Origin of the sequence: Streptomyces sp. NPDC096193 (assembly GCF_040302905.1) — a bacterium.
Lineage (GTDB): Bacteria > Actinomycetota > Actinomycetes > Streptomycetales > Streptomycetaceae > Streptomyces.
Genome location: NZ_JBEOSJ010000018.1, coordinates 1 through 22,382, shown reverse-complemented (window position 1 = coordinate 22,382; position 22,382 = coordinate 1). Strand labels below are relative to the sequence as shown.

Annotated in this window: 22 protein-coding genes and 1 pseudogene; 12 read left to right on the top strand and 11 right to left on the bottom strand. The window is 72.6% G+C overall.

Annotated elements, in window-relative coordinates; all coding sequences use genetic code 11:
- The first annotated feature begins 1 nt into the window (after position 1).
- On the top strand, positions 2–802 hold the full coding sequence (locus ABTX78_RS24410) for a futalosine hydrolase (protein ID WP_352208915.1): 801 nt from the start codon (positions 2–4) through the stop codon (positions 800–802).
- Positions 799–1,644, top strand: coding sequence for a 1,4-dihydroxy-6-naphtoate synthase (locus ABTX78_RS24405; RefSeq protein WP_352208914.1), 846 nt, complete (start codon positions 799–801; stop codon positions 1,642–1,644). Before ABTX78_RS24410 ends, ABTX78_RS24405 begins: the two co-directional genes overlap by 4 nt.
- A gap of 50 nt (positions 1,645–1,694) precedes the next feature.
- On the opposite strand, the gene ABTX78_RS24400 is transcribed toward ABTX78_RS24405, so the two are convergent.
- Positions 1,695–2,078, bottom strand: coding sequence for a cold-shock protein (locus ABTX78_RS24400; protein WP_189550285.1), 384 nt, complete (start codon positions 2,076–2,078; stop codon positions 1,695–1,697).
- A 179-nt stretch (positions 2,079–2,257) separates the two neighbouring features.
- Here ABTX78_RS24400 and ABTX78_RS24395 point away from each other — a divergent pair, with 179 nt between their 5' ends.
- On the top strand, positions 2,258–2,539 hold the full coding sequence (locus ABTX78_RS24395; RefSeq protein ID WP_352208913.1) for a hypothetical protein: 282 nt from the start codon (positions 2,258–2,260) through the stop codon (positions 2,537–2,539).
- On the opposite strand, the gene ABTX78_RS24390 is transcribed toward ABTX78_RS24395, so the two are convergent.
- Positions 2,515–3,186, bottom strand: coding sequence for an HAD family hydrolase (locus tag ABTX78_RS24390; protein ID WP_352208912.1), 672 nt, complete (start codon positions 3,184–3,186; stop codon positions 2,515–2,517). The two genes, ABTX78_RS24395 and ABTX78_RS24390, sit on opposite strands and share 25 nt — an antisense overlap.
- Positions 3,187–3,325: 139 nt before the next feature.
- Here ABTX78_RS24390 and ABTX78_RS24385 point away from each other — a divergent pair.
- Positions 3,326–3,502 (top strand): annotated as a pseudogene (locus ABTX78_RS24385) (cobalamin/Fe(3+)-siderophore ABC transporter ATP-binding protein); the annotation flags it as partial.
- Between the two features lie 22 nt (positions 3,503–3,524).
- Here the strand turns inward: ABTX78_RS24385 and ABTX78_RS24380 are convergent.
- Entirely contained in the window at positions 3,525–4,574 is a 1,050-nt protein-coding gene (locus ABTX78_RS24380) for a hypothetical protein (protein ID WP_352208911.1), read from the bottom strand.
- Positions 4,575–4,677: 103 nt separating this feature from the next.
- On the opposite strand from ABTX78_RS24380, the gene ABTX78_RS24375 reads away from it, so the two are divergent.
- Positions 4,678–7,248, top strand: coding sequence for a helicase-associated domain-containing protein (locus ABTX78_RS24375; protein ID WP_352209013.1), 2,571 nt, complete (start codon positions 4,678–4,680; stop codon positions 7,246–7,248).
- Here ABTX78_RS24375 and ABTX78_RS24370 read toward each other — a convergent pair.
- Positions 7,211–7,906, bottom strand: a complete 696-nt coding sequence (locus ABTX78_RS24370) for a VanZ family protein (RefSeq protein ID WP_502993949.1) — start codon at positions 7,904–7,906, stop codon at positions 7,211–7,213. The two genes, ABTX78_RS24375 and ABTX78_RS24370, sit on opposite strands and share 38 nt — an antisense overlap.
- A 95-nt stretch (positions 7,907–8,001) precedes the next feature.
- Between ABTX78_RS24370 and ABTX78_RS24365 the strand changes: the two genes are divergently transcribed.
- Positions 8,002–9,639, top strand: coding sequence for a DNA repair helicase XPB (locus tag ABTX78_RS24365; protein ID WP_313945637.1), 1,638 nt, complete (start codon positions 8,002–8,004; stop codon positions 9,637–9,639).
- On the opposite strand, the gene ABTX78_RS24360 is transcribed toward ABTX78_RS24365, so the two are convergent.
- Both ABTX78_RS24360 and ABTX78_RS24355 read right to left on the bottom strand, forming a co-directional pair.
- Positions 9,597–10,643: a glycosyltransferase 87 family protein gene (locus ABTX78_RS24360; RefSeq protein ID WP_352209011.1), complete on the bottom strand. Its 1,047-nt coding sequence runs from the start codon at positions 10,641–10,643 to the stop codon at positions 9,597–9,599. The two genes, ABTX78_RS24365 and ABTX78_RS24360, sit on opposite strands and share 43 nt — an antisense overlap.
- Before the next feature lie 126 nt (positions 10,644–10,769).
- Positions 10,770–10,961: a hypothetical protein gene (locus tag ABTX78_RS24355; RefSeq protein WP_352208910.1), complete on the bottom strand. Its 192-nt coding sequence runs from the start codon at positions 10,959–10,961 to the stop codon at positions 10,770–10,772.
- A gap of 379 nt (positions 10,962–11,340) precedes the next feature.
- On the opposite strand from ABTX78_RS24355, the gene ABTX78_RS24350 reads away from it, so the two are divergent.
- Positions 11,341–13,383 carry a HelD family protein gene (locus ABTX78_RS24350; RefSeq protein WP_352208909.1) on the top strand — a complete coding sequence of 681 codons (2,043 nt, stop codon included), beginning with the start codon at positions 11,341–11,343 and terminating at the stop codon, positions 13,381–13,383.
- Positions 13,384–13,508: 125 nt separating this feature from the next.
- Here ABTX78_RS24350 and ABTX78_RS24345 read toward each other — a convergent pair whose 3' ends face one another.
- The 3 genes from ABTX78_RS24345 to ABTX78_RS24335 form a co-directional block, all read right to left on the bottom strand.
- Positions 13,509–14,207, bottom strand: coding sequence for a copper homeostasis protein CutC (locus ABTX78_RS24345; protein WP_352208908.1), 699 nt, complete (start codon positions 14,205–14,207; stop codon positions 13,509–13,511).
- Between the two features lie 250 nt (positions 14,208–14,457).
- Positions 14,458–14,778 carry a DUF6479 family protein gene (locus tag ABTX78_RS24340; RefSeq protein ID WP_502993948.1) on the bottom strand — a complete coding sequence of 107 codons (321 nt, stop codon included), beginning with the start codon at positions 14,776–14,778 and terminating at the stop codon, positions 14,458–14,460.
- A 144-nt stretch (positions 14,779–14,922) separates the two neighbouring features.
- On the bottom strand, positions 14,923–15,576 hold the full coding sequence (locus ABTX78_RS24335; RefSeq protein ID WP_352208906.1) for a maleylpyruvate isomerase family mycothiol-dependent enzyme: 654 nt from the start codon (positions 15,574–15,576) through the stop codon (positions 14,923–14,925).
- Positions 15,577–15,669: 93 nt separating this feature from the next.
- On the opposite strand from ABTX78_RS24335, the gene ABTX78_RS24330 reads away from it, so the two are divergent.
- Positions 15,670–16,323, top strand: a complete 654-nt coding sequence (locus ABTX78_RS24330; protein ID WP_352208905.1) for an HD domain-containing protein — start codon at positions 15,670–15,672, stop codon at positions 16,321–16,323.
- A gap of 97 nt (positions 16,324–16,420) precedes the next feature.
- Positions 16,421–17,656, top strand: a complete 1,236-nt coding sequence (locus ABTX78_RS24325) for a Cmx/CmrA family chloramphenicol efflux MFS transporter (protein WP_352209010.1) — start codon at positions 16,421–16,423, stop codon at positions 17,654–17,656.
- 439 nt (positions 17,657–18,095) lie between these two features.
- Here ABTX78_RS24325 and ABTX78_RS24320 read toward each other — a convergent pair whose 3' ends face one another.
- Entirely contained in the window at positions 18,096–18,362 is a 267-nt protein-coding gene (locus ABTX78_RS24320) for a DUF4031 domain-containing protein (RefSeq protein ID WP_352208904.1), read from the bottom strand.
- Positions 18,359–18,715, bottom strand: coding sequence for a DUF8819 family protein (locus tag ABTX78_RS24315; protein WP_352208903.1), 357 nt, complete (start codon positions 18,713–18,715; stop codon positions 18,359–18,361). Before ABTX78_RS24315 ends, ABTX78_RS24320 begins: the two co-directional genes overlap by 4 nt.
- Positions 18,716–18,830: 115 nt before the next feature.
- Between ABTX78_RS24315 and ABTX78_RS24310 the strand changes: the two genes are divergently transcribed.
- From ABTX78_RS24310 to ABTX78_RS24300, 3 genes are read left to right on the top strand one after another with little or no spacing between them, the layout of a single operon-like run.
- Positions 18,831–19,748, top strand: a complete 918-nt coding sequence (locus ABTX78_RS24310; RefSeq protein ID WP_352208902.1) for a MurR/RpiR family transcriptional regulator — start codon at positions 18,831–18,833, stop codon at positions 19,746–19,748.
- 36 nt (positions 19,749–19,784) lie between these two features.
- Positions 19,785–20,720 (top strand): N-acetylmuramic acid 6-phosphate etherase, encoded by a 936-nt coding sequence (murQ, locus tag ABTX78_RS24305; RefSeq protein WP_352209009.1) that lies wholly within the window; start codon positions 19,785–19,787, stop codon positions 20,718–20,720.
- Between the two features lie 52 nt (positions 20,721–20,772).
- On the top strand, positions 20,773–22,227 hold the full coding sequence (locus ABTX78_RS24300) for a PTS transporter subunit EIIC (RefSeq protein WP_352208901.1): 1,455 nt from the start codon (positions 20,773–20,775) through the stop codon (positions 22,225–22,227).
- Positions 22,228–22,382: the final 155 nt, after the last annotated feature.

Sequence of the window (22,382 nt, the reverse complement as noted above, 5' to 3'; positions counted from 1 at the left end):
TGTGCGCGTACTTGTCGTGACCGCGGTGGCGGCGGAGGCCGGATCGGTCGCCGCCGGCCTCGCGGGTTTCGCGGACAAAGGTCCGCGGGCCCTGCCGGGCGGGTACGCCCTGACGCGGTACACGCGCCCCGCGTCCGGTGCGCAGAGCCCGGTCGTGCTCGTGGACGTGCTCGCGGCCGGCGTGGGTCCGGCAGCGGCGGCGGCAGCGACGGCGACCGCCCTGACCGTGCAGGCACACGAGCAGGCGCAGACAGCGGGACCCGCACAAGCACCGGGCGTCGCACCAGCCACCCTCTCGCCCTACGACCTCGTCGTCTCCGCCGGCATCGGCGGCGGGTTCCCGAGCAGCGCCCCGCTCGGCACGGTCGTGGTCGCCGACGAGATCATCGCCGCGGATCTGGGCGCCGAGACCCCCGACGGATACCTCCCCGTCGACGAGCTCGGATTCGGCCGCACCATCCTTCTCCCACCCCCCGGGCTGCCGGGCCGGGCCGCCGCGCTGCTGGAGGCCGGGGGGCAGCCGTATCTCGTCGCACCGGTGCTCACCGTCTCCACGGTGACCGGCACCGCCCGCCGGGCCGAGGAGCTGATCGGGCGTCACCCCCGCGCCGGCGCCGAGGCGATGGAGGGCTTCGGGGTCGCCGAGGCCGCCACCGCCCACGCTCTGCCCGTCCTGGAGGTCCGCGCGGTCTCGAACCCCGTCGGCCCGCGCGACCGCGACGCCTGGCGCGTCAAAGAGGCACTGGACTCCCTGCGGCACGCCTTCCAGCTGCTCACACCCCTGTTCGAGGAGTCGCCGTGACCCTGCAGATCGCCTACTCGCCCTGCCCGAACGACACGTTCGTCTTCGAGGCGTGGGCGCACGGCCGGGTGCCGGGCGCGCCCGGTGTCGACGTCACCTTCGCGGACATCGACATCACCAACGGCATGGCGGAGCGCGGCGAGTCGGACATCCTCAAGGTCTCCTACGCCGTCCTGCCGTGGGTGCTCGACGAGTACACCCTCCTCCCCTGCGGCGGGGCGCTCGGCCGCGGCTGCGGTCCGCTGGTGCTGACCCGTGAGCCGGGCGCGGACCTGCGGGGGAAGACGGTCGCGGTGCCGAGCGAGCGCTCCACCGCCTATCTGCTGTTCCGGCTGTGGACCGCGGACCTCGTGCCGGGAGGCGTCGGCGAGGTCGTCGTGATGCCGTTCCACGAGATCATGCCCGCCGTGCGCGACGGCAAGGTGGACGCCGGACTGGTCATCCACGAGGCGCGCTTCACCTACCAGAACTACGGGCTGCACTGCCTCGCCGACATGGGCGAGCACTGGGAGTCGACCACCGGGCTGCCCATCCCGCTGGGCGCGATCATCGCCAAGCGGTCGCTGGGCGCCGGGACTCTGCGGCAGCTGGCCGAGTCGATCCGTACGTCGGTCCGCATGGCCTGGGACGATCCCGCGGCCTCCCGCGCCTACGTACTGGAGCACGCGCAGGAGATGGACCCGGCGGTGGCCGATCAGCACATCGGGCTCTACGTCAACGAGTTCACCGCCGACCTCGGCGAGGACGGCTACGCCGCGGTGCGCGGGCTGCTGACACGCGCGGCGGCCGAGGGGCTGGTACCGCCCCTCGGCCGCGATGCGCTGGGATTCGTCGACAACTGACCGGGTCCGGCGGCCCGATCGGGCCTCCCGCGTCCGGACGTCGAGTGCGTCTAGACGTCGAGCTGGTCCGCCACCGCGCGCAGCAGGCCGGCGATCTTCTTGCCGTGCACCTTGTCGGGGTAGCGGCCGCGCTCCAGCATCGGCGTGATGTTCTCCAGCAGCGTCGTCAGGTCCTGGACGATGGAGGCCAGCTCATCGGGCTTGCGGCGCTGTGCCGCCGCCACGGACGGGGTCGGGTCGAGAACCGTCACCGACAGCGCCTGGTCGCCGCGCTGTCCCGCGACCACGCCGAACTCGACACGCTGACCGGGCTTGAGCGCCTCCACCCCGGCGGGCAGAACCGACGAGTGCACGAAGACGTCGCCGCCGTCGTCGCGGGAGAGAAAGCCGAAGCCCTTCTCGCTGTTGAACCACTTGACCTTGCCGGTAGGCACGTCTGTCCTCGTCCTCGTACTCTTGGGGCGCTGGGGCACCGGAAGATGGGCGCCGAAAAACGGCTCTGGATAGCACTACAGCGGGTCGCCTGACCCGCCACCCCCAAGGCTAATGGTCCAGGGGCCGGTGACAAGACGTCCCCGATCGGTTCCTACGCGCAGGGAACTACCCTGGCCGGATGACTGCTACTCCTCCCGCCCCCGGTGACGGGCTGGTCCGTGCCGGCGCCATCGTCTTCATCGTCGGCGCGGTCGCCACACTGGTCACGGTGGCGCCGTTGTTCCTCGGCACCGAGCCGTTCCCGTCCATCGCGTACGCGGTCTGCATGCTGATGGGCGTCGGCTTCCTGATCGCCGCGGCCGGTGTGCTGCGCTCCATCGCGGTGCAGCGCCGCGCTGCCCGGTCGGCACAGGCGGCGCAGGCGGCTAAGGCGGCTCAGGCGGCTCGTCCCGCCGCGTAGTCGCGCAGCCAGGCCGGGAACGCCATGAGGTCGTCGAGTACCACGTCCGCGCCGGCCTCCCGCAGTTCATCGGCGCTGCACGGGCCCGTGGGCACCGCGACCGACAGCGCCCGCGCGGTGCGCGCGCCGCGCACGTCGCCCGTGTGATCGCCCACGTACACCCGCGCGCCGTACTCGCGCAGCGCCTCCCCCTTGGCCTCCGCCCACAGCCAGCCGATCACCGCGTCCGGCTCCATGCCCAGGTGCGCGAGGTGGAGCTTGGCGTTCGGCTCATGCTTGGCGGTGACGACGATCGCGCGGCCGCCGAGTTCCTGGACCGCGGTCACCGCCTCGCGGGCTCCGGGCATCGCGAGGGTCGGCCCGATCGCGTACGTGGGATAGAGCTCGCGGTACCGGTCGCTCATGGCCTGGATCTGCCGGTCGGGGAACCAGTGCGCCAACTCCTGCTCCAGGGGTGGGCCGAGCCGGGTGACGGCGAGGTCCGCGTCGATCCACACCCCCGTCTCCGCCGCGAGCGCGCGGTAGGCGGCGTGGATGCCCGGGCGGGAGTCGATGAGCGTCATGTCGAGGTCGAACCCGACGGTGAGGGGGCCGTCGGGACGGGCCGGTGACGCGGGCGACGGGCCGGGTGAGGGGTGCGATGCCATGAGACCCATTGTGCCCACCGGGCCGCGCGGACCCTTCCGTAGTGTTGGCCAGGCCTTACCAACCCCTTGCTCCGTTCGATTGGTCTCCATGTCAGCCAGACGCGCGCTCGCGGTCCGCCGCATCGGCTGTACGGCCGCCGCCGTCGCGGCCGCGCTCGTACGCGAGGTCTTCGGTCTGGAGTCGGTGGTGGTCCCGGACCCGGTGACCGGTTCGCCCCTGGTGGTACCGGGCAGTCCGTGGTCGGCCGGGACCGGGGACCGTGCCCCGGTGAAGGCCGAGGGCACCGGACCGCTCCCGGCCGATCTCACGTCCTGACCGCCGCCGGAGCCCGCACGGCCTACCGCCTCCGCGCCCGCCACACGAGATAGAGCGCGGAGGCGAGCGCCGCGCCCTTCAGTACCCAGGGCCAGGTCCCGGCCAGCGCGTCGCCCATGCCGTTCTCCGGGATCGGCTCGCCCCAGCGGCCCTCGAACCGGCCCCAGAGCCAGACAAGTCCACCGGCCACGGCGGCTCCCGGCAGGCCGAAGACCGCCGTCTTCACCTCCGCGGGCGTGAGCCGGCGCGAGCCGTACGCGAGGAGCCAGCCGAGGCCCAGCGCGAGCCAGTTGCCGAGAAACGCGCCGGCGACCAGCAACGCCGCCGCGAGCAGCAGGAACGGGTTGCCGAAGCCCGCCCGGGGCACGGCCTCCTCCGCGCGGCGCCGCAGCCGGAGCCGCCGGCGGCGGCGCGGGACGACCGTCTCCGTCGCCTCACCGGCCGCCTCCTCGCTCTCGTACTCCGCCGCCTCGGCCTCCTCCTCGGCGGCCCTGGCGGCCTTCGCGGCCAACTCCTCCTCGGTGGGCGGGGGTTTGAGTATCTCGGGGATCTCCACGCCGCCGGTGAAGCCGGCCACGCTCTCACCCGCACCCAACGGCTTGGGCTCGACCCGCCACCAGTCGACCCCGTCGGACGGCCCGAGCTCGTCCATGCCGGCGAGATGGGGCGGCGACGCGCCCACCGACGGCTGCGGATTCCCGGGCCGTTCGCGGGCCGTTCCGGTGCGTGGCCGGGGGACCCGGCGGCGTACACGCTGGGCCGGCAGATCGGCGGTGGGAAGAGGTTCCGGCGGGACCGCGCGGGAGGGTGTGTGCCGGGGGGCCGGCGGCTCCGACGGGCCGTCACCGTCCGAGGCCGAGGCAACCACCTCGTCCGGTGTGCCGAGCCGCCCGAGGATGCGGCGCACGGCCGCCGGGCTGTCGGACAGGGCTTTCGCGCGCTGCCGGTCGATCTCGCCGCGCAGTGCCGACACCAGCTTCATCCGGGTGCCGGACGGCAGCTGTTGCTGCTGAGCCAGGTCGCCGACCCGGCTCAGATAGTCGTAGACGAGCTGGTCGCTCTCGATCCCCACGGCCGTTCCCCTGACGTTCCCCTGCCGGGCCGCCCTGTCTTCCCGGGCCCGCCCTGTCCCCGACGGTAGCGCTCCAGGGTCTACCGTGGGGCGGATGGGGACCATGCCCGAAGGAAGCAGCAGTCCGCGCACGCTGGCCGAGGCCCTGCGTACCCGCGACGACGAGGAGCTGGCGGCGCTGCTGCGCGCCCGCCCCGATCTGCTGAACCCCGTACCCAACGACGTGACGCAGCTGGCCACCCGTGCCGGCACCCGCGCCTCGGTCGTGCGGGCACTGGAGCGTCTGGACCGGTTCGCGCTGCAGACCGCCGAGGCGCTGGCGGTGGCCCCCGACCCGGCTCCGTACGCGACCCTGCTCGCTCTGTTGTCCGGTGACGAGGGCGATCCCGACATCGAGGCGGCGCTGCCGCGCGCGCTGGGTGTGCTGCGCGGGCAGGCGCTGGTGTGGGGCGGCGAGGACCGGCTGCGGCTGGTGCGTACCGCCCGTGAGCTGCTGGCCCCCTCGCCCACCCGGCCGTCGCCGACCGGGCTCGGCCCGACCGTCGCGGAGGCAACGTCGGGGATGTCGCCGGGCCGGCTCCAGGACATCCTGGCGTCCGCCGGACTGCCGACGACGCACGATCCGGTGTCCGCGGTCGCCTCGCTGACCTCGCTGTTCACCGACCGCAGACGGATGGGCGCCCTCCTGGACACCGCGCCGTCGGAGGCGCTGACGGTCCTGGACCGGCTGGTGTGGGGTCCTCCGTACGGCGAGGTGACGGCGAATCCGGCACCGCCCGTGCAGTGGTTGCGCGACCACGGCATGCTCCTGCCCGCATCGCCCCGCACCGTGGTGCTGCCGCGCGAAGTGGCCCTGCATCTGCGGGGCGGCCGGGCGCACCGGGTGCCGGAGCCGGTGCCGCCGGCGGTGGGGCCCGCCGCGACCGCGTCCCTCACGCAGGGCCGTCCACAGGTTGTGGACAGCACCGCGGCCGGCCAGGCCTTCACCGCGCTGTCGACGGTCGAGGACCTGCTCCAGGACTGGCACGAGGGCGGGCCCGCCGTCATGCGTTCCGGCGGTCTGTCCGTCCGCGATCTCAAGCGGACCGCTGCCGCGCTGGACACCGGCGAGCAGATGGCCGCCTTCTGGATCGAACTCGCCTATGCGGCGGGCCTGTTGGCGGCGGACGGCAAGGCCGACGAACGGTACGCGCCGACGCCCGCGTACGACGAGTGGCTCACCCTGCCCCCGGCCGAGCGCTGGGCACTGCTGGCATCGGCCTGGCTCACCGCGACCCGTACGTCCGGTCTGATCGGCGGCCAGGACGCCAAGGGCCGCTCCCTCTCGGCGCTCGGTCCCGACCTGGACCGCTCGGCGACCGCCGAGGTGCGCCGCCGGGTCCTGGATCTGCTGGCCGTGCTGCCGGCGGGCACGGCTCCCGACCCCGAGACGGTGCTCGCCCGGCTGCGCTGGGAGCGCCCGCTGCGGGGCGGGACCGGTGCGGACGCCAACGCCGCCCGCAGCGCCGCCGACGGTTCCGTGGATCTGCGCTCCCGCGTCGCCGCATGGACGCTGACGGAGGCGGAGACGCTGGGCGTGACGGGCCGTGGCGCCCTGTCCGCGCACGGCCGCGCGCTGCTCGGACCTTCGGGCCCCTCGGGCGCGGGCCCGGACGCGGCCCGAACCCCCGGCCCGGACGCGGCCCGAACCCCCGGCCCCGACGCCTCACGCACCCCGGGTGCCGGACCCGATCCGGTCGCTCTCGCAGCCGCCGCCCTCGCGCCGCTGCTGCCCGAGCCGCTGGACCACGTGCTCCTCCAGGCCGACCTCACGGCCGTCGCCCCCGGCCCGCTGGAGCGGCCGCTCGCGGAGACGCTCGCCGTCCTCGCCGACGTGGAGTCCAAGGGCGGTGCGACGGTCTACCGCTTCACACCCGGCTCGGTGCGCCGCGCGCTCGACGCCGGACGGTCCGCCTCCGACCTGCACACCTTTCTCGCCACCCACTCGCGCACGCCGGTTCCGCAGCCGCTGTCGTACCTGATCGACGACGTGGCCCGCCGGCACGGGCATCTGCGGATCGGCGCCGCGTCGGCGTACGTGCGCTGCGACGACGACGCCCTGCTCGACGAGATCCTCGCCGACAAGCGCTCCCAGGGCCTGCGGCTGCGGCGCCTCGCGCCGACCGTGCTCGCCGCCCAGGCCGACCCGGGGCCGCTGCTCGACGGCCTGCGGGCCATGGGGTACGCGCCCGCCGCCGAGTCGGCCGAGGGCGATGTCCTCATCACCCGGGCCCACGCGCGCCGTACACCGCCGCGCACCCCTCCGGCTCCGGTCCCCGACGGCCCGCCGGTGCCCGACGCCACCCTGCTCGGGGCCGCCGTGAAGGCGATCCGGGCGGGCGACCTCGCGGCCACCGTCGAACGCAAGCCCGCCCCCGTGCCCTCACCCAACGGCAGCCTGCCGCGCTCCTCCTCGGCCGAGACCCTCGCCACGGTGCAGGCCGCGGCGATGACGGGCTCGGCGATCTGGATCGGCTACGTCAACGCGGAGGGTTCGGCGAGCCAGCGCGTGATCGCGCCGGTGCGCGTCGAGGGCGGGTTCGTGACGGCCTACGACCACACGGCCGACGAGGTCCGCACGTATCCGCTGCACCGCATCACGGGCGTGGCGGAACTCGCCGACGACTCCGCCTGACCCGGTCGGCGACCCGCGTGCGCACGGCACGCCACTCGGCACCCGGCCGGGTACGGGCCTTGGCCCGGGCCACCTTGCGCTTGCGCTCGCGCTCCCGGCCGTGTTCCAGCCGGCGCTCCTCCGCCCGCTCGGCGCGCTCCCGGTCCCGCCGTCCCGGCTCGGCGAGCGCGTGGAAACGGCGCCCGATCTTGCGCCCCACCAGGAGGTACGCGATCAGCGCACCGCTGGTGTTGAGGATGACGTCGTCGACGTCGAAGGCGCGTCCCTCGACGATCGCGCCCTGCGCCATCTCCACGAGCACCATCACGAGCGCGGTCAGCACCACGACCCGCACCATCCGCATCTTGCGCGGAACCAGCACGGGCAGGATCAGCCCGAACGGGGCACCGAGCACCAGATTGCCGCCGACCTGCTTGCAGGCCGCGAGGAACGTGTAGTCCTCGGCGTACTGCCGCAGTGAGTTCCCGGGCCGCAGATTGGCTCCGGCGATCTCCGACGAGGCCGGCGACGGGGTGAGCGTCAGTTTGGCCAGCACGGCGGAGAAGCCGACCAGCGCGACGAACCCCAGGACCATGATCAGAACGCGGAGGGCGGTCCTGCCCCATGAGACTTGTGCCACGACGCTTCCGGCCGTGGTGCCTTCCCGTTGTACGGTCATGGGTCCCTGGTGCCCCCGCCCGCCGGGATCAGGCCCGCCACTTCTGTCGCCCGGTACGGCACACTGGAGGTTTGGCTTACCGAAAGGGCGCAGGTGTGAACGGACCCCTCATCGTCCAGAGCGACAAGACTCTTCTCCTCGAAGTGGACCACGAGCAGGCGGACGCCTGCCGTCGCGCCATCGCGCCCTTCGCGGAGCTGGAGCGCGCGCCCGAGCACATCCACACCTACCGGGTCACCCCGCTCGGTCTGTGGAACGCCCGGGCCGCGGGACACGACGCCGAACAGGTCGTCGACGCTCTCGTCGAGTTCTCGCGTTACCCCGTCCCGCACGCGCTGCTCGTCGACGTCGCCGAGACGATGGCCCGCTACGGCCGGCTCACCCTCTCCAAGCACCCCGTCCACGGCCTGGTCCTCACCAGCAGCGACCGGCCGGTCCTGGAGGAGATCCTCCGCTCGAAGAAGGTCCAGCCGCTGGTCGGCGAGCGGCTCGACCCGGACACGGTCGCCGTGCACCCCTCCGAGCGCGGTCAGATCAAGCAGACGCTGCTGAAGCTGGGCTGGCCGGCCGAGGACCATGCCGGTTACGTCGACGGCGAGGCGCACCGCATCGACCTCGACGAGACCGGCTGGGCGCTGCGCCCGTACCAGAAGCAGGCCGTCGAGGGCTTCTGGCACGGCGGCTCGGGTGTCGTCGTGCTGCCCTGCGGCGCCGGCAAGACCCTCGTCGGCGCCGGTGCCATGGCGCAGGCCAAGGCGACCACGCTGATCCTGGTGACCAACACGGTCTCCGCCCGCCAGTGGAAGCACGAGCTGGTGAAGCGGACGAGCCTGACCGAGGAGGAGATCGGCGAGTACAGCGGGACGAGGAAGGAGATCCGGCCGGTCACCATCGCCACCTACCAGGTGCTGACGACCCGGCGGAAGGGGATCTACCCCCACCTGGAGCTCTTCGACTCCCGCGACTGGGGCCTGATCCTCTACGACGAGGTGCATCTGCTGCCCGCCCCGGTGTTCAAGTTCACCGCCGACCTCCAGGCCCGCCGCCGGCTCGGTCTGACGGCGACGCTCGTCCGTGAGGACGGCCGCGAGTCGGACGTGTTCTCGCTCATCGGCCCCAAGCGCTTCGACGCCCCGTGGAAGGAGATCGAGGCGCAGGGCTACATCGCACCGGCGGACTGTGTCGAGGTCCGGGTCAATCTGACCGACTCGGAGCGGCTCGCGTACGCCACCGCCGAGACCGAGGAGAAGTACCGCTTCTGCGCCACCACCGCGACCAAGCGGAAGGTGACGGAGGCGCTGGTCGCCAAGCACCGCGGCGAGCAGACGCTGGTGATCGGCCAGTACATCGACCAGCTCGACGAGCTCGGCGAGCACCTGGACGCGCCGGTGATCAAGGGTGAGACGTCCAACGCCCAGCGGGAGAAGCTCTTCGAGGCGTTCCGGCAGGGCGAGATCTCCGTCCTGGTGGTCTCGAAGGTCGCGAACTTCTCGATCGACCTGCCGGAGGCCACGGTCGCCATCCAGGTGTCGGGCACCTTCGGCTCCCGTCAGGAGGAGGCGCAGCGTCTCGGCCGGGTGCTCCGCCCGAAGGCCGACGGTCACGAGGCACGGTTCTACTCGGTGGTCGCGCGGGACACGATCGACCAGGACTTCGCGGCGCACCGCCAGCGCTTCCTGGCCGAACAGGGCTACGCGTACCGGATCATGGACGCGGACGAACTGCTGCGCTGACGGCATCCTCGCGCCAGCGCCAGCACCGCCAATCCCAACAGCGGGTAAGGGGACGCCAGTACCTGCTGCCACCAGGGCAGCCGCAGGTCGAGGTCCCCGTGGTGCGGCACCAGCCACAGGGTGCGCGCCATGAAGACGGCGGCGACCGCCGCGGCCGTGCGCATCCGGTTCTCCGCGATCAGCAGGGCCAGCAGCGGGACGCACCACACCCAGTGGTGCGACCAGCTGATCGGGGAGACGAGCAGGGCGGTCGTCGCGGTGGCCAGGACGCCCCACGGCCCGTCCGTGCGGACCGCGATCCACAGCCCCGCCACGGCGGTGACGGCGGCGGCGAACAGCCAGACGGCCCCCGGTTCGCCGGTGTGCAGCAGCCGGGCGAACAGTCCCTGGAGGGACTGGTTGTCGATGATCCACGCCTTGCCGACCCGCTCCGTCTCGAAGAGGCGCCGGGTCCAGAAGTCCGCGCTGGCCTGCGGCAGGACGAGCGCTCCCAGGGCCACGGTGCCGGCGAACGAGCCGAGTGCGGTCAGTCCCGCCCGGAGCCTGCCGGTGATCAGCAGATGGACGACGAACACCAGCGGCGTGAGCTTGATGCCCGCGGCGACCCCGATGGCGAAGCCCTTTCCGAGGGCGGCGTCGTCTCGGGACAGGTCCCACAGCAGCAGGCAGACGAGGGCGAGATTGATCTGTCCGAACAGGACGGTCTGGAAGACGGGTTCGAGCCACAGGCCGGCGGCCACGGCGGCCAGGATCAGCGGGGCCCGGGCGGGCAGACCCGCGAAACGGCAGGAAAGCCTCACCAGCAGGGCGAGCAGCAGGACGTTGCCGACGGCGAAGACCACCTTGAGCGCGGGGACGGGCAGCCAGGTGGTCGGTACGAAGAGGATCGCGGCGAAGGGTGGATACGTGGCGGGCAGACGCCAGCGCGTGACGGTGAACCCGTACAGATCGGTGCCGTTGGCGACGGCTGCTCCCTCCGCCCGGTACACGAGGGTGTCGGCCATCGGGATGCGCTGAGCGATGCAGAGGCCGGCGAGCGCGGCGAGGGAGACGGCGAGAGCGATCGAGGTGACTGCGGTGAGTAGACGAGGGGTCACGTTCCGGTACTTCACGGCCGCGACCCTAGTGGATCAACGGCGGCGGACGCCCGCTTCCTCCGCGTACTCACCGAGGACGGCGACGCTGAAGACGGCCTCGGCGAAAACCTTGACGGCACGCAGGGCGTTGCCGACGCGGTGCCGGGAGTGCGGGGCCCCGGTCGCGGTGGCTCCGTGATGGGGTGGAGGGACATGGGCTGCTGGGGTGAAGGTCGCTGTACTCATACCTCCATGATGGGATTCCCGCCCGTCCGGAACATCGATCCATGGACTGAACCCTGCGGTCGCGCACGTACGACTTCGGACAGAGGCCGTCCCCTACGGGGAGGACGCTCGCGCGTAGTACTCGCGCGGCACGGCGTCGTCCTGGCGCGCCCCCCGCGTCGCCCCGTCCCCCCGCGCCGGCCCCCCGTCGTCCTCGTTGTCGCCCCCGTCGTCCTCACGGGACGTCCGGTCGTCTCGCGGGAAATACGGTCGCACGCGCCGGCCGGGCTGACCTAGACTCCTCCGTCTTCCCCGCCTCCCGCTGAGGAGCGCCACCGCCCGGTCGGAAACCGGGTGGTCTGCCTGCCCAGATCCCTGCCGTAGCCGCCGGAGGCGACCCGTGCCCGCGCACGCCCCTGTACCCGACACTGCCGACACCGACCCCCTGTCGCGTGAACGTGCCCATCTCTCGGCCTCGCGCGACGCCCTGCGCGTCATGCGGGAGGACGTCCAGGCCCTCGACATCAAGGACGTCACCGCGAACTGGGTGAACGCGGCGGTGCTGGAGGCGCAGATCGACGAGCGCATCAAGGCACTCGCCGACCTCTCCCACACCCCGCTCTTCTTCGGCCGCGTCGACTATCTCCACACCACGCAGGAGGGGCAGCGCTTCTACATCGGCCGCCGCCATGTGCACGACGTGGACGGCGATCCGATGGTGGTCGACTGGCGCGCGCCGGTGTCGCAGCCGTTCTACCGGGCGTCGAAGAAGGACCCGCTGGACGTCGCACTGCGGCGGCGCTTCGGCTACACGGCCGGTGACCTCACGGCGTACGAGGACGAGCATCTGAGCGATCCGGCCGAGGCGGAACGGACCAGCAGGCTCCTCCAGGCGGAGATCGAACGGCCGCGTGTGGGCCCGATGCGGGACATCGTCGCCACGATCCAGCCGGAGCAGGACGAGATCGTACGGTCCGGCCTCGGCGGCACGGTCTGTGTGCAGGGCGGCCCGGGCACGGGCAAGACGGCCGTCGGTCTGCACCGGGTGGCCTATCTGCTGTACGCGCACCGGGAGCGGCTGGCGAGGACGGGCACGCTGGTCGTCGGGCCGAACCGGTCCTTCCTCCACTACATCGAGCAAGTGCTGCCCGCGCTCGGTGAGTTGGAAGTGAAGCAGGCGACCGTCGACGACCTCGTGGCGCATGTGGAGGTACGCGGGACCGACGAGGCCGCGACCGCCGTCGTCAAGGGCGACGCGAGGATGGCGGAGGTGCTGCTCCGGGCCGTCCGCTCCCATGTCACGCTCCCCACCGAACCGCTGATGGTCGTCCGCGGCTCCCGGCGGTGGCGGGTGCCCGCCTACGAACTGGAGGAGATCGTCCGCGAGTTGCTGGACCGCGACATCCGCTACGGCGCCGCGCGCGATGCGCTGCCGCAGCGCATCGCGCACACGGTGCTGGTCCGCATGGAACAGGCGGGCGAGGCGCCGGACGACCGCGTGCAGGACGCGGTGGCACGCAACCCCGTGGTGAAGGCGGCCGTCAAGGCGATGTGGCCGCCGGTGGACCCGGCGAGACTGGTGCTGCGACTGCTGTCCGACGCGGACTTCCTGGCCGCGCACGCGGAGGGGGTGCTGACGCCCGAGGAACAGAAGAGAGTCCTGTGGCAGAAGCCGCCGCGGAGCCCGCGGACGGCCCAGTGGTCATCGGCGGACGCGGTGCTGATCGACGAGGCGACGGACCTGGTGGCGCGGACGCACTCGCTGGGTCATGTGGTCCTCGACGAGGCGCAGGACCTCTCCCCGATGCAGTACCGCGCGGTGGGCCGGCGCTGCACGACGGGCTCCGCCACCGTGCTGGGCGACCTGGCGCAGGGCACCACGCCCTGGGCCACGGGGAGTTGGCAGGAGGCGCTGTTCCACCTCGGCAAGCCGGACGCGGTCGTGGAGGAACTGACGGCGGGCTTCCGTGTACCGCGCGAGGTGATCGCGTACGCCTCCCGGCTGCTCCCGCACATGTCCCCCGGCCTGCGGGAGGTGAGTTCCGTGCGGGAGTCGCCCGGTTCCCTGGCGATCCGTGAGGTGACGGACCTGGACGCGGCGGTGGTGGCGGCGTGCGAGGAATCGCTGCGCCACGAGGGCTCGATCGGCCTGATCGCGGCGGACGGCCGCATCCCGGCGCTGAGCGGGGCACTCGCCGCGGCGGGCCTGACGTGGCTCACCCCGGGCTCGGAGACGACGCTGACGTCCCGCCTCACGCTGGTCCCGGCGTCCTTGGCGAAGGGTCTGGAGTACGACTACGTCGTCCTGGACGACCCGACGTCGGTGGTCGCCGCAGAACCCGACGAACGCACGGGCCTGCGCCGGCTGTACGTGGCCCTGACCCGTGCGGTCTCGGGCCTCACGGTGCTGCACAGGTCGCCGCTGCCGGCCCAACTCGCCTAGCGGGGACGGTTCGACGCGCGTAGCGGGGACGGCCCGCGCCCGGTGGGGGCGCAGGTCTGTCCGTCGGACGCGGCGTCGTCCGCATGCCGCGGTCCGCACGCCGGGTGAGCAGCCGCCGGCACGGCTCAGGCGTCGAGAGCCCGCCGCCACTCCTCGACGGCGGCGGGCGCCACCGGCCGCTCCCAGCCGTCCGGCCGCGCCGCCCCGCCGATGTGGAACGCCTCCACGCCCGCTTCCCGCAGCACCGGCAGATGCTCCAGCCGCAACCCGCCGCCCACCAGGATCTGCGGCTCGTAGCCCGGTTCGCCCGACCTGCGGGCCTCCGTCAGCAGGGTCGGCAGACCGTCGTCGACGCCGTCGGGCGATCCCGCGGTCAGATAGGTGTCGAGGCCCGGCATGTCCGCCAGCTGCTTGCGCAAGGAGTCCCGGTCGGCGGCGCGGTCGATGGCGCGGTGGAAGGTCCAGCGGCAGCCGGGCAGTTCGGCCATCAGCCGCTCCACCGTCACCAGGTCCGGGTTGCCGGCATCGTCGAGGAAGCCGAGTACGAACTGGTCCGCACCCTCGGACCGCAGCCCGCCCGCCGCCCGGACGAGGGAGTCCACGTCGGCAGGCGAGCCCGACGAGAAGCCGTCCGCGAGGCGGAGCATTACGCGCAGCGGGATGTCCACGGCGTCACGGATGCGGGCGAAGGTCTCCCGAGACGGGGTCAGCCCGTCCGCCGCCATGTCGGTGACCAACTCCAGCCGGTCCGCCCCTCCGGACTGCGCCGCGACCGCGTCCTGCGGGTCCAGAGCGATCACCTCCAGGACTGCACGGTTGCTCATGTGACCCCATCCTCCAGGGAGACGGCTCGTATAGGTCTAGTCCAATGCCAGCGTAATGCGCATGTACCACGAAAGCAGCTGCACCCGAGGATCCGCGCCGGTGAACCGCCGGGCGGGGGTGTGCACAACCGTACGAGGTACCCCATAGGGGAATGAGTCGCTGGTCGGACAGGATGTGAGCCGTTGGTCACGCACTCGGGCACGCCGGGACGGGCGACGGACCACGACCGGCCGCCGCGCCGACCGGGGCTCAGCCGCCGAGGCCGCCGCTGCCGAACGAACCGCTGTGCGCGTTCTTCCCGTGCAGTGGCCGCTCGTCGGGCCCCTTGCCGGTGCTGTGGGTGCTGTGGGTGCGCATGTTGTACGGAAGGAGCCGGTTGTCGCCCTCGTGCGGGAAGGTGTCGTCGTCCTCCTCACGGACCTCCTCGATGTGCTCGCGGTGGTCGGGCGTCTTGGGCTGCTCCTCGGGAAGCGGCGGGACGAGCTGTTCCCGGCGCCTGCCGTCCCACCACATGGCCCCCGCCAGGAGACACACCAGGATGAGCCCGAAAACGATCATCACTGCGATCATGGCGTCTGCCTCCGCCTCACTGGTCGACACACATACCTTTGGTGCCATTATCTCCCGGTATGACAACTTCACTCCGCCGCGGAGGCAGCAGCACCGAAAGCTGTCGTCGGCAGCGCGCGGCCCCGGCCGGTCGAAGAAGACCCGTCAGTCGAAGAAGACCAGCTCCCGCTCCGCCGCCCCGGTGAGCTCGTAGCGCGTCCCCGTCAGTGGCCGGGCCGCCACCAGCCTGACCAGAGTGGCCGCCGACCCGCTGTAGACGGCGGGCTCCGGGCTGTCGGAACCGAGCACCAGCGGCGCGTCGTGCCCGTCGAGCCGGGCCAGCAGGGGCAGCGACTTGTGCGCCCGGGTCAGGGCGGCCAGCAGGGCCAGCGCATGGGTCAGCCCCGGCCCCTCGTACGCCCCCGGCTCCCCGAGAGCCGCCCGCACATCACCGGCGTGCACCCACTCGCCGAGGGCGATCTTGTCCAGCATTCCGTGTCCGGCGGCGGCCATGACCTCACCCGCCTCGGTCATCCCGCGCTCCAGCTCGTCGACGACGCGGGCGTTCGTCCAGTCCGCCCGCTCGGCGATGTCGCGGTCGTTGGACGCGGGCGTGAAGACACCCTCCTCGAAGCGGTTGTCCACCACGCGCATCAGCGCCGAGCTGCAGTGGGCCAGCACATGCCGCACCGTCCAGCCGGGGCAACAGGTGCGGAGGGCGAAATCGTCGTCGGGGCGGGCGCGCAGCAGCGGGACGAGGGCGTCGCGCTCGGTGCGCAGCAGCAGGCCGGGCAGCTCGGGATCGCGTACAGATTCCATGCGCCCAGCCAACCGCATCGCGCCCAGCGCCTCCAGCGTTCGGGGCCGGGATCGGCCCGGCGGGATCCGAAGGGCAGGAACTACAGTCGGCACATGACCGCCGATCTCCGCGAACGCTGGACCGAGGCCCTGCTCGCCGCTCGCCGGGGCCCGTCCGCGGCGAACGTGCCGGATCCCCTGCCGTACGCCGAGAATCTGCTCGCGCGCTGGGCCGAACCGCAGCGCCGCTATCACACCACCGCGCATCTGACCGCGGTCCTGGACCACATCGACACGCTCGCCGAGCACGCCGCCGACCCGGATCTGGTGCGCCTCGCGGCCTGGTTCCACGACGCGGTCTACTTCCCCGACCGTTCGGAGAACGAGGAGCGTTCGGCCCGCCTCGCCGAACGCGCCCTCCCCGAGGCCGGCCTCTCCCCCGAGGCGACCGCGGAGGTCGCCCGCCTGGTGCGCCTCACCATCATGCACGCCCCGGACGACTCCGACGCCAACGGCGCGGTCCTGTGCGACGCGGACCTGGCGATCCTGGCCTCCGGCCCGGAACCGTACGCCGCCTACGCCGCCGCGGTCCGCGAGGAGTACGGCTTCGTCCCCGAGGACGCCTTCCGTACGGGCCGCGCCGCGGTGCTGCGCCAACTGCTGGAGCTGCCACGGCTGTTCCACACCCCGTACGGCGAACGCGTGTGGGAACCGGCGGCCCGGCGCAACCTCGGGACGGAGCTGGAGCTCCTCGGCGCCGCCGGCTGAGCACGGGACCGGCGTAGCCGTCGCACCGGCGGGAATGCGATCAGCGATTCAGGTCGTTGCTGCTGTCATGCCCGAATCCGCCGAGCGCCGTTCCCGTATGCCCCTCGCCGTCTACATCCTGGGGCTGTCCGTCTTCGCGCTCGGGACGAGCGAGTTCATGCTGTCCGGGCTGCTGCCGCCCATCGCGGACGACATGAACGTCTCCATACCCCGGGCCGGCTTGCTCATCTCGGCGTTCGCGATCGGCATGGTCGTCGGCGCGCCCCTGCTCGCGGTGGCCACCCTGCGGCTGCCCCGCAAGACCACGCTGGTCACCCTGATCTCGCTGTTCGGCCTCGGCCAGATCGCCGGTGCCCTGGCACCGACGTACCAGATCCTCTTCGCTTCGCGGGTGGTCAGCGCGCTCGCCTGCGCGGGCTTCTGGGCGGTGGGCGCCGCGGTCGCCATCGCGATGGTGCCGTTCACCTCGCGCGCCCGCGCCATGGGCGTGATGATCGGCGGGCTGTCCACCGCCAATGTCCTCGGGGTCCCGGCGGGCGCGTTCCTCGGGGAGCACCTGGGCTGGCGCTCCGCGTTCTGGGCCGTCACCGCGGCCTCCGCGATCGCGCTGGCCGGTGTCGTCACCCTGATCCCGCGCATCCCGCTGCCCGACGAGAAGCCGCGGCTGCGGCGCGAGCTGTCGATCTACCGCGACCGTCAGGTCTGGCTCTCCGTCGCGATCACGGCGTTCGCGGCGGGCGGTGTCTTCTGCGCCTTCTCCTACCTGGCGCCCCTGCTCACGGACGTCTCGGGCCTGGACGCCGGCTGGGTGCCGAGTGTGCTCGCCCTCTTCGGCATCGGCGCACTGATCGGTACGACGGTGGGCGGCCGGATCGCCGACGCGCACCTCTTCGGTGTGCTGCTGAGCGGCATCACCGCCTCGACGGTCCTGCTGGCGGCGCTGGCGCTGTTCGCACCCAGCCCGGTGGCGACCATCGTGCTCACGCTGCTGCTCGGTTTCTCGGCCTTCTTCACCGCCCCGGCCCTCAACGCCCGCATGTTCAATGTCGCGGGCGCGGCCCCCACTCTGGCGGGCGCGACGACGACCGCCGCGTTCAACGTGGGCAACACGGGAGGCCCGTGGCTGGGCGGCACGGTGATCGACGCCGACTTCGGCTTCGCCTCCACGGCGTGGGCGGGCGCCGCGATGACGGTCGCCGCGCTGGCCCTGGTCGGGATCTCACTGCGCCTGCACGGCAGGTCGCGCGTGATCGCCTCCTCCACGCGGCACGAGACTGCGGACATGTCCCATACCGTGCCCGGGGCCGGCGTCTGCCGCCCGACCGCCGACTGACGCGCGGCGCGGGGCCACACTTTTCCGGCCGCTGGGCGGACACCTGGGGCGGCCGTACGGCGGCCACCGGAGGGTGTGCCGTACAGCGCGCCTTTCGTGCCCGTACGGCGGACACACCTCGGGGCCGGACGGCGAACACATGCGGTGGCCGTACGGCGGTGACATGCGGGTGGCCGTACAGCACGCTTTGCGTGCCCGGACGGCCAATACACCTCGTGGCTGTACGGCGCGCTTTTCGTGCCGGACGGCCAACACACCTTGTGGCCGTACGGCAGAAACACCTTCGTGCCCATACGGCCAACCCATCTCGTGCCCGGACGGCGGACACCGTCGTGCCCATACGGCAGACACCGTCGTGCCCATACGGCAGACACCGTCGTGCCCGTACGGCGGACACCTCGTGGCCCTGCGCCACGCACGTCCGCAGCCCGTCCGGCCGTCAGACCGCGCGGCCCTTCGGCCGCCGCAGCCCCGCCCGCGTCAGCAGGCTGACCACCTCACGGCTCGACACCTGCACCGCGCCCGCCGCCACCGCGTCCCCGTACCGGTGCGAGGGGACGTCGTAGTGATCCCGCTCGAAGGCGGTGGCCGGGCAGCCGATCGACTGCGCGAACGCGTGCAGCTCCTCGAAGGACACGTCGCTGATCAGGTGCGACCACATACGGCCGTGGCCCGGCCACGTCGGCGGATCGATGTACACCGTCATGTCAGACCGCCGACCCGGGCCACGACCACGCCCGCCTTGCCGCAGACCCAGTGCGGGTCCGCGCCCAGCTCCGGCTCGACGTCGAGGGCGTGCGGTTCACCGGCGTCGCAGACCGGGCACAGCGGCCAGCGGCCGTGCCGCTCCAGGAGCGAGTCCTGGACGTCCTGCGCGACCAGACCGGCGACGTACTCGACGCCCTCCGGCCACTGCTCCACCCACCAGCGGCGGTGGGTCACGGCCTCCTCGACCAGCGACACCACCGCGGCGTCGGCCACATCGCGGGCGGCCAGGTCGGCGAGGACCAGGGAGCGCGCCGTGTGCAGGGCCTGCTCGATCGGATTGGCGTCGTCCATGCAGACATTGTCACCCAGCCGGCCCCCCGTCCGCGGGCCCGGTGTCACGCATCCGCCCAGCTCTCCGCCACGGAGGGGGTTGACGACCGGCGAAAAGCGAAAATATCTTTCAGAGGTGACCAATCCAGTGAAGGAAATTTTCAGCGGCGACGCTCCGCCCGCCCCCGCCGCCCTCGCGGCGAAGGTGCGGACGCTCACGCCGTCCATGACCCGCTCCATGCAGCGGGTCGCCGAAGCCGTCGCCGAGGACCCGGCGGGCTGTGCGGCCCTCACGGTCACCGGTCTCGCCGAGCTCACCGGCACCAGCGAGGCCACCGTGGTGCGCACCGCCCGTCTCCTCGGCTACCCCGGATACCGCGACCTGCGCCTCGCGCTGGCCGGCCTGGCCGCCCACCAGCAGTCCGGCCGCGCCCCCAGCGTCACCGCGGACATCGCCGTCGACGACCCGATCGCGGACGTCGTCACCAAGCTCGCGTACGACGAGCAGCAGACCCTCGCGGACACCGCCGCCGGGCTCGACACCGTCCAGCTGGGCGCGGCGGTCTCCGCCGCGGCCACCGCACGCCGCATCGACATCTACGGCGTCGGCGCCTCCTCCCTGGTCGGCATGGACCTCGCGCAGAAGCTGCTGCGCATCGGTCTCATCGCCCACGCCCACAGCGATCCCCACCTCGCCGTCACCAACGCCGTGCAGCTGCGCTCCGGCGACGTGGCCATCGCGATCACCCACTCGGGCTCCACCGGCGACGTGATCGAGCCGCTGCGAGTGGCCTTCGACCGCGGGGCGACCACCGTCGCGATCACCGGCCGCCCGGACGGCCCCGTCTCGCAGTACGCCGACCACGTACTGACCACGTCCACCGCGCGCGAGAGCGAGCTGCGCCCGGCCGCGATGTCCTCGCGCACCAGTCAGCTTCTCGTCGTCGACTGCCTGTTCATAGGCATCGCGCAGCGCACGTACGAGACGGCGGCCCCTGCCCTCGCCGCCTCCTACGAAGCCCTGGCGCACCGGCACAGCCCGCGCTCCCGCTGATCAGCCCCCCTCATGAGAAAGCAGAGCCGCACCTCCATGACCTCCACGTCGCCCGCACACGGCGAACTCCGCGCTCAGCTGGCCACGCTCACCACCGAGGCGTTCCGGCCCGAGCTCGCCGACATCGACCAGCAGCCCACCCTCGAGATCGCCCGCGTCATGAACGGCGAGGACCGCACCGTCCCCGACGCGGTCGCCGCCCAGCTGCCGCGGATCGCCGCCGCCATCGACGCCACGGCGGAACGTATGTCCCGCGGCGGCCGGCTGGTGTACGCGGGCGCGGGGACGGCGGGCCGGCTCGGCGTGCTGGACGCCAGCGAGTGCCCGCCCACCTTCAACACCGACCCCTCCGAGGTCCTGGGCCTGATCGCGGGCGGCCCCTCCGCCATGGTCAAGGCCGTCGAGGGCGCGGAGGACAGCAAGGAGCTGGCCACCGCGGACCTGGACGGGCTCCGGCTGACCGCCGACGACACCGTCGTCGGGATCTCCGCGTCGGGCCGCACCCCGTACGCCATCGGCGCGGTCGAGCACGCACGCGCCCTCGGCTCACTGACCGTCGGGCTCTCCTGCAACGCGGACAGCGCGCTCGCCGCGGCCGCCGACCACGGCATCGAGGTCGTCGTCGGACCCGAACTGCTCACCGGCTCGACCCGGTTGAAAGCCGGTACGGCGCAGAAGCTCGTCCTCAACATGATCTCGACGATCACCATGATCCGCCTCGGCAAGACGTACGGAAACCTCATGGTCGACGTCCGCGCCTCCAACGAGAAGCTGCGGGCCCGCTCACGGCGGATCGTCGCGCTCGCCACCGAAGCCGCCGACGAGGAGATCGAGGCGGCGCTCGCCGCCACGGACGGCGAGGTCAAGGAGGCGATCCTGACCATCCTGGCCGGTGTGGACGCCGCCACGGCCCGCCGTCGCCTCACGGAATCCCGGGGCCACCTCCGGGCCGCACTGCAGTCCGCTCTCTGATCCGCCCCTCCCCAGCGCGTCCCCCGCCCCCGCACAGCAAGGCACCCGCACCATGAGCCCGATCGATCACAAGGCGACGGCGGCAGCGATCCTCCCTCTCGTCGGAGGCGCCGTCAACGTCACGTCCGTGGCCCACTGCATGACCCGTCTCCGCCTCGGTCTGCGCGACCGTTCCCTCGTCCGGGACGAGGAACTCACCGCGCTGCCCGCCGTCATGGGGGTGGTCGACGACGACACCTACCAGATCGTGCTGGGGCCCGGCACCGTCGCCCGCGTCACCCCCGAGTTCGAGGCGCTGATCGCGGAGGCGCCCGTCACCGCGGAAGCCCTTGCCGACCGGGGCGCGGCCATCAGGGCGGAGCGGAAGTCGCGCAACGCCACCCCCTTCAAGCTCTTCCTGCGGAAGATCGCGAACATCTTCGTCCCGCTCATCCCCGCCCTCATCGGCTGCGGCATCATCGCCGGCCTCAACGGCCTGCTCATCAACCTCGGGTGGGTGCCGGCCGTCACCCCCGCACTCGCCGCCATGGCGAGCGGCTTCATGGCGCTGATCGCGGTCTTCGTCGGCTACAACACCGCGAAGGAGTTCGGCGGAACCCCGATCCTCGGCGGCGCGGTCGCCGCGATCATCGTCTTCCCCGGCGTCGCGAACATCGAGGCCTTCGGTCAGAAGCTCTCCCCCGGCCAGGGCGGAGTGCTGGGCGCGCTCGCCGCGGCGATCCTCGCGGTGTACGTCGAGAAGTGGTGCCGCCGCGTGGTCCCGGCCTCCCTCGACGTCCTCGTCACCCCCACACTGACCGTCCTCGTCTCCGGCCTGGTCACCATCTTCGGCCTGATGTACGTGGCCGGTGAGATCTCCACGGCCATCGGCGACTTCGCCAACTGGCTGCTGGCCAGCGGCGGAGCGGGCGCCGGCTTCGTCCTCGGCGGACTCTTCCTCCCGCTGGTGATGCTCGGCCTCCACCAGGCGCTCATCCCGATCCACGCCACCCTCATCGAGCAGCAGGGCTTCACGGTCCTGCTCCCCATCCTGGCGATGGCGGGGGCGGGCCAGGTCGGCGCGGCGGTCGCCGTCTACGCCCGTCTCCCGCACAACACCTCGATCCGCAACACCATCAAGTCCGCACTCCCCGCGGGTGTCCTGGGTGTCGGCGAGCCCCTGATCTACGGCGTCTCGCTCCCGCTGGGCCGCCCGTTCATCACGGCCTGCGTCGGCGGCGCGTTCGGCGGAGGCTTCGTGGGCCTGTTCAACATGCTGGGCGACAAGGTCGGCTCGACGGCCATCGGCCCGTCGGGCTGGGCCCTGTTCCCCCTGGTCGACGGAAACAAGGGCCTGGGCGAGACGATCGCGATCTACGCGGGAGGCCTGCTGGCCGGCTACGCGGTGGGCTTCCTGGCGACGTACTGGTTCGGCTTCACGAAGCAGATGCTGACGGACCTGAACGCGGCGCAGCCGGAGGAGACTCCGGACCCGAAGCCGAGGGAGTTCAGCGCGGCGGGCGTCTGACACCTGCCGCCCACGTGGCCACCATGTGCGGCCCACATGCAAGCCTCGCCGGCGATTGGGGCGCGGGGGGGGGGGGGGGGGGGGCCCCCCCCCCCCCCCCCCCCCGGGGCCCCCCCCCCCCCACACCGCCCCGGCAAATGCCCCCCCCACACCCG

What these genes read in the sequence shown, in the direction of transcription:
- ABTX78_RS24395 (WP_352208913.1), top strand. Translation starts at nt 2,258, where the DNA reads ATGACTGCTACTCCTCCCGCCCCCGGTGACGGGCTGGTCCGTGCCGGC.
- ABTX78_RS24390 (WP_352208912.1), bottom strand. Translation starts at nt 3,186, where the DNA reads ATGGCATCGCACCCCTCACCCGGCCCGTCGCCCGCGTCACCGGCCCGT.
- ABTX78_RS24375 (WP_352209013.1), top strand. Translation starts at nt 4,678, where the DNA reads ATGCCCGAAGGAAGCAGCAGTCCGCGCACGCTGGCCGAGGCCCTGCGT.
- ABTX78_RS24370 (WP_502993949.1), bottom strand. Translation starts at nt 7,906, where the DNA reads ATGACCGTACAACGGGAAGGCACCACGGCCGGAAGCGTCGTGGCACAA.
- ABTX78_RS24360 (WP_352209011.1), bottom strand. Translation starts at nt 10,643, where the DNA reads ATGGCCGACACCCTCGTGTACCGGGCGGAGGGAGCAGCCGTCGCCAAC.
- ABTX78_RS24355 (WP_352208910.1), bottom strand. Translation starts at nt 10,961, where the DNA reads ATGAGTACAGCGACCTTCACCCCAGCAGCCCATGTCCCTCCACCCCAT.
- ABTX78_RS24345 (WP_352208908.1), bottom strand. Translation starts at nt 14,207, where the DNA reads ATGAGCAACCGTGCAGTCCTGGAGGTGATCGCTCTGGACCCGCAGGAC.
- ABTX78_RS24340 (WP_502993948.1), bottom strand. Translation starts at nt 14,778, where the DNA reads ATGATCGCAGTGATGATCGTTTTCGGGCTCATCCTGGTGTGTCTCCTG.
- ABTX78_RS24335 (WP_352208906.1), bottom strand. Translation starts at nt 15,576, where the DNA reads ATGGAATCTGTACGCGATCCCGAGCTGCCCGGCCTGCTGCTGCGCACC.
- ABTX78_RS24330 (WP_352208905.1), top strand. Translation starts at nt 15,670, where the DNA reads ATGACCGCCGATCTCCGCGAACGCTGGACCGAGGCCCTGCTCGCCGCT.
- ABTX78_RS24325 (WP_352209010.1), top strand. Translation starts at nt 16,421, where the DNA reads ATGCCCCTCGCCGTCTACATCCTGGGGCTGTCCGTCTTCGCGCTCGGG.
- ABTX78_RS24320 (WP_352208904.1), bottom strand. Translation starts at nt 18,362, where the DNA reads ATGACGGTGTACATCGATCCGCCGACGTGGCCGGGCCACGGCCGTATG.
- ABTX78_RS24315 (WP_352208903.1), bottom strand. Translation starts at nt 18,715, where the DNA reads ATGGACGACGCCAATCCGATCGAGCAGGCCCTGCACACGGCGCGCTCC.
- murQ (WP_352209009.1), top strand. Translation starts at nt 19,785, where the DNA reads ATGACCTCCACGTCGCCCGCACACGGCGAACTCCGCGCTCAGCTGGCC.
- ABTX78_RS24300 (WP_352208901.1), top strand. Translation starts at nt 20,773, where the DNA reads ATGAGCCCGATCGATCACAAGGCGACGGCGGCAGCGATCCTCCCTCTC.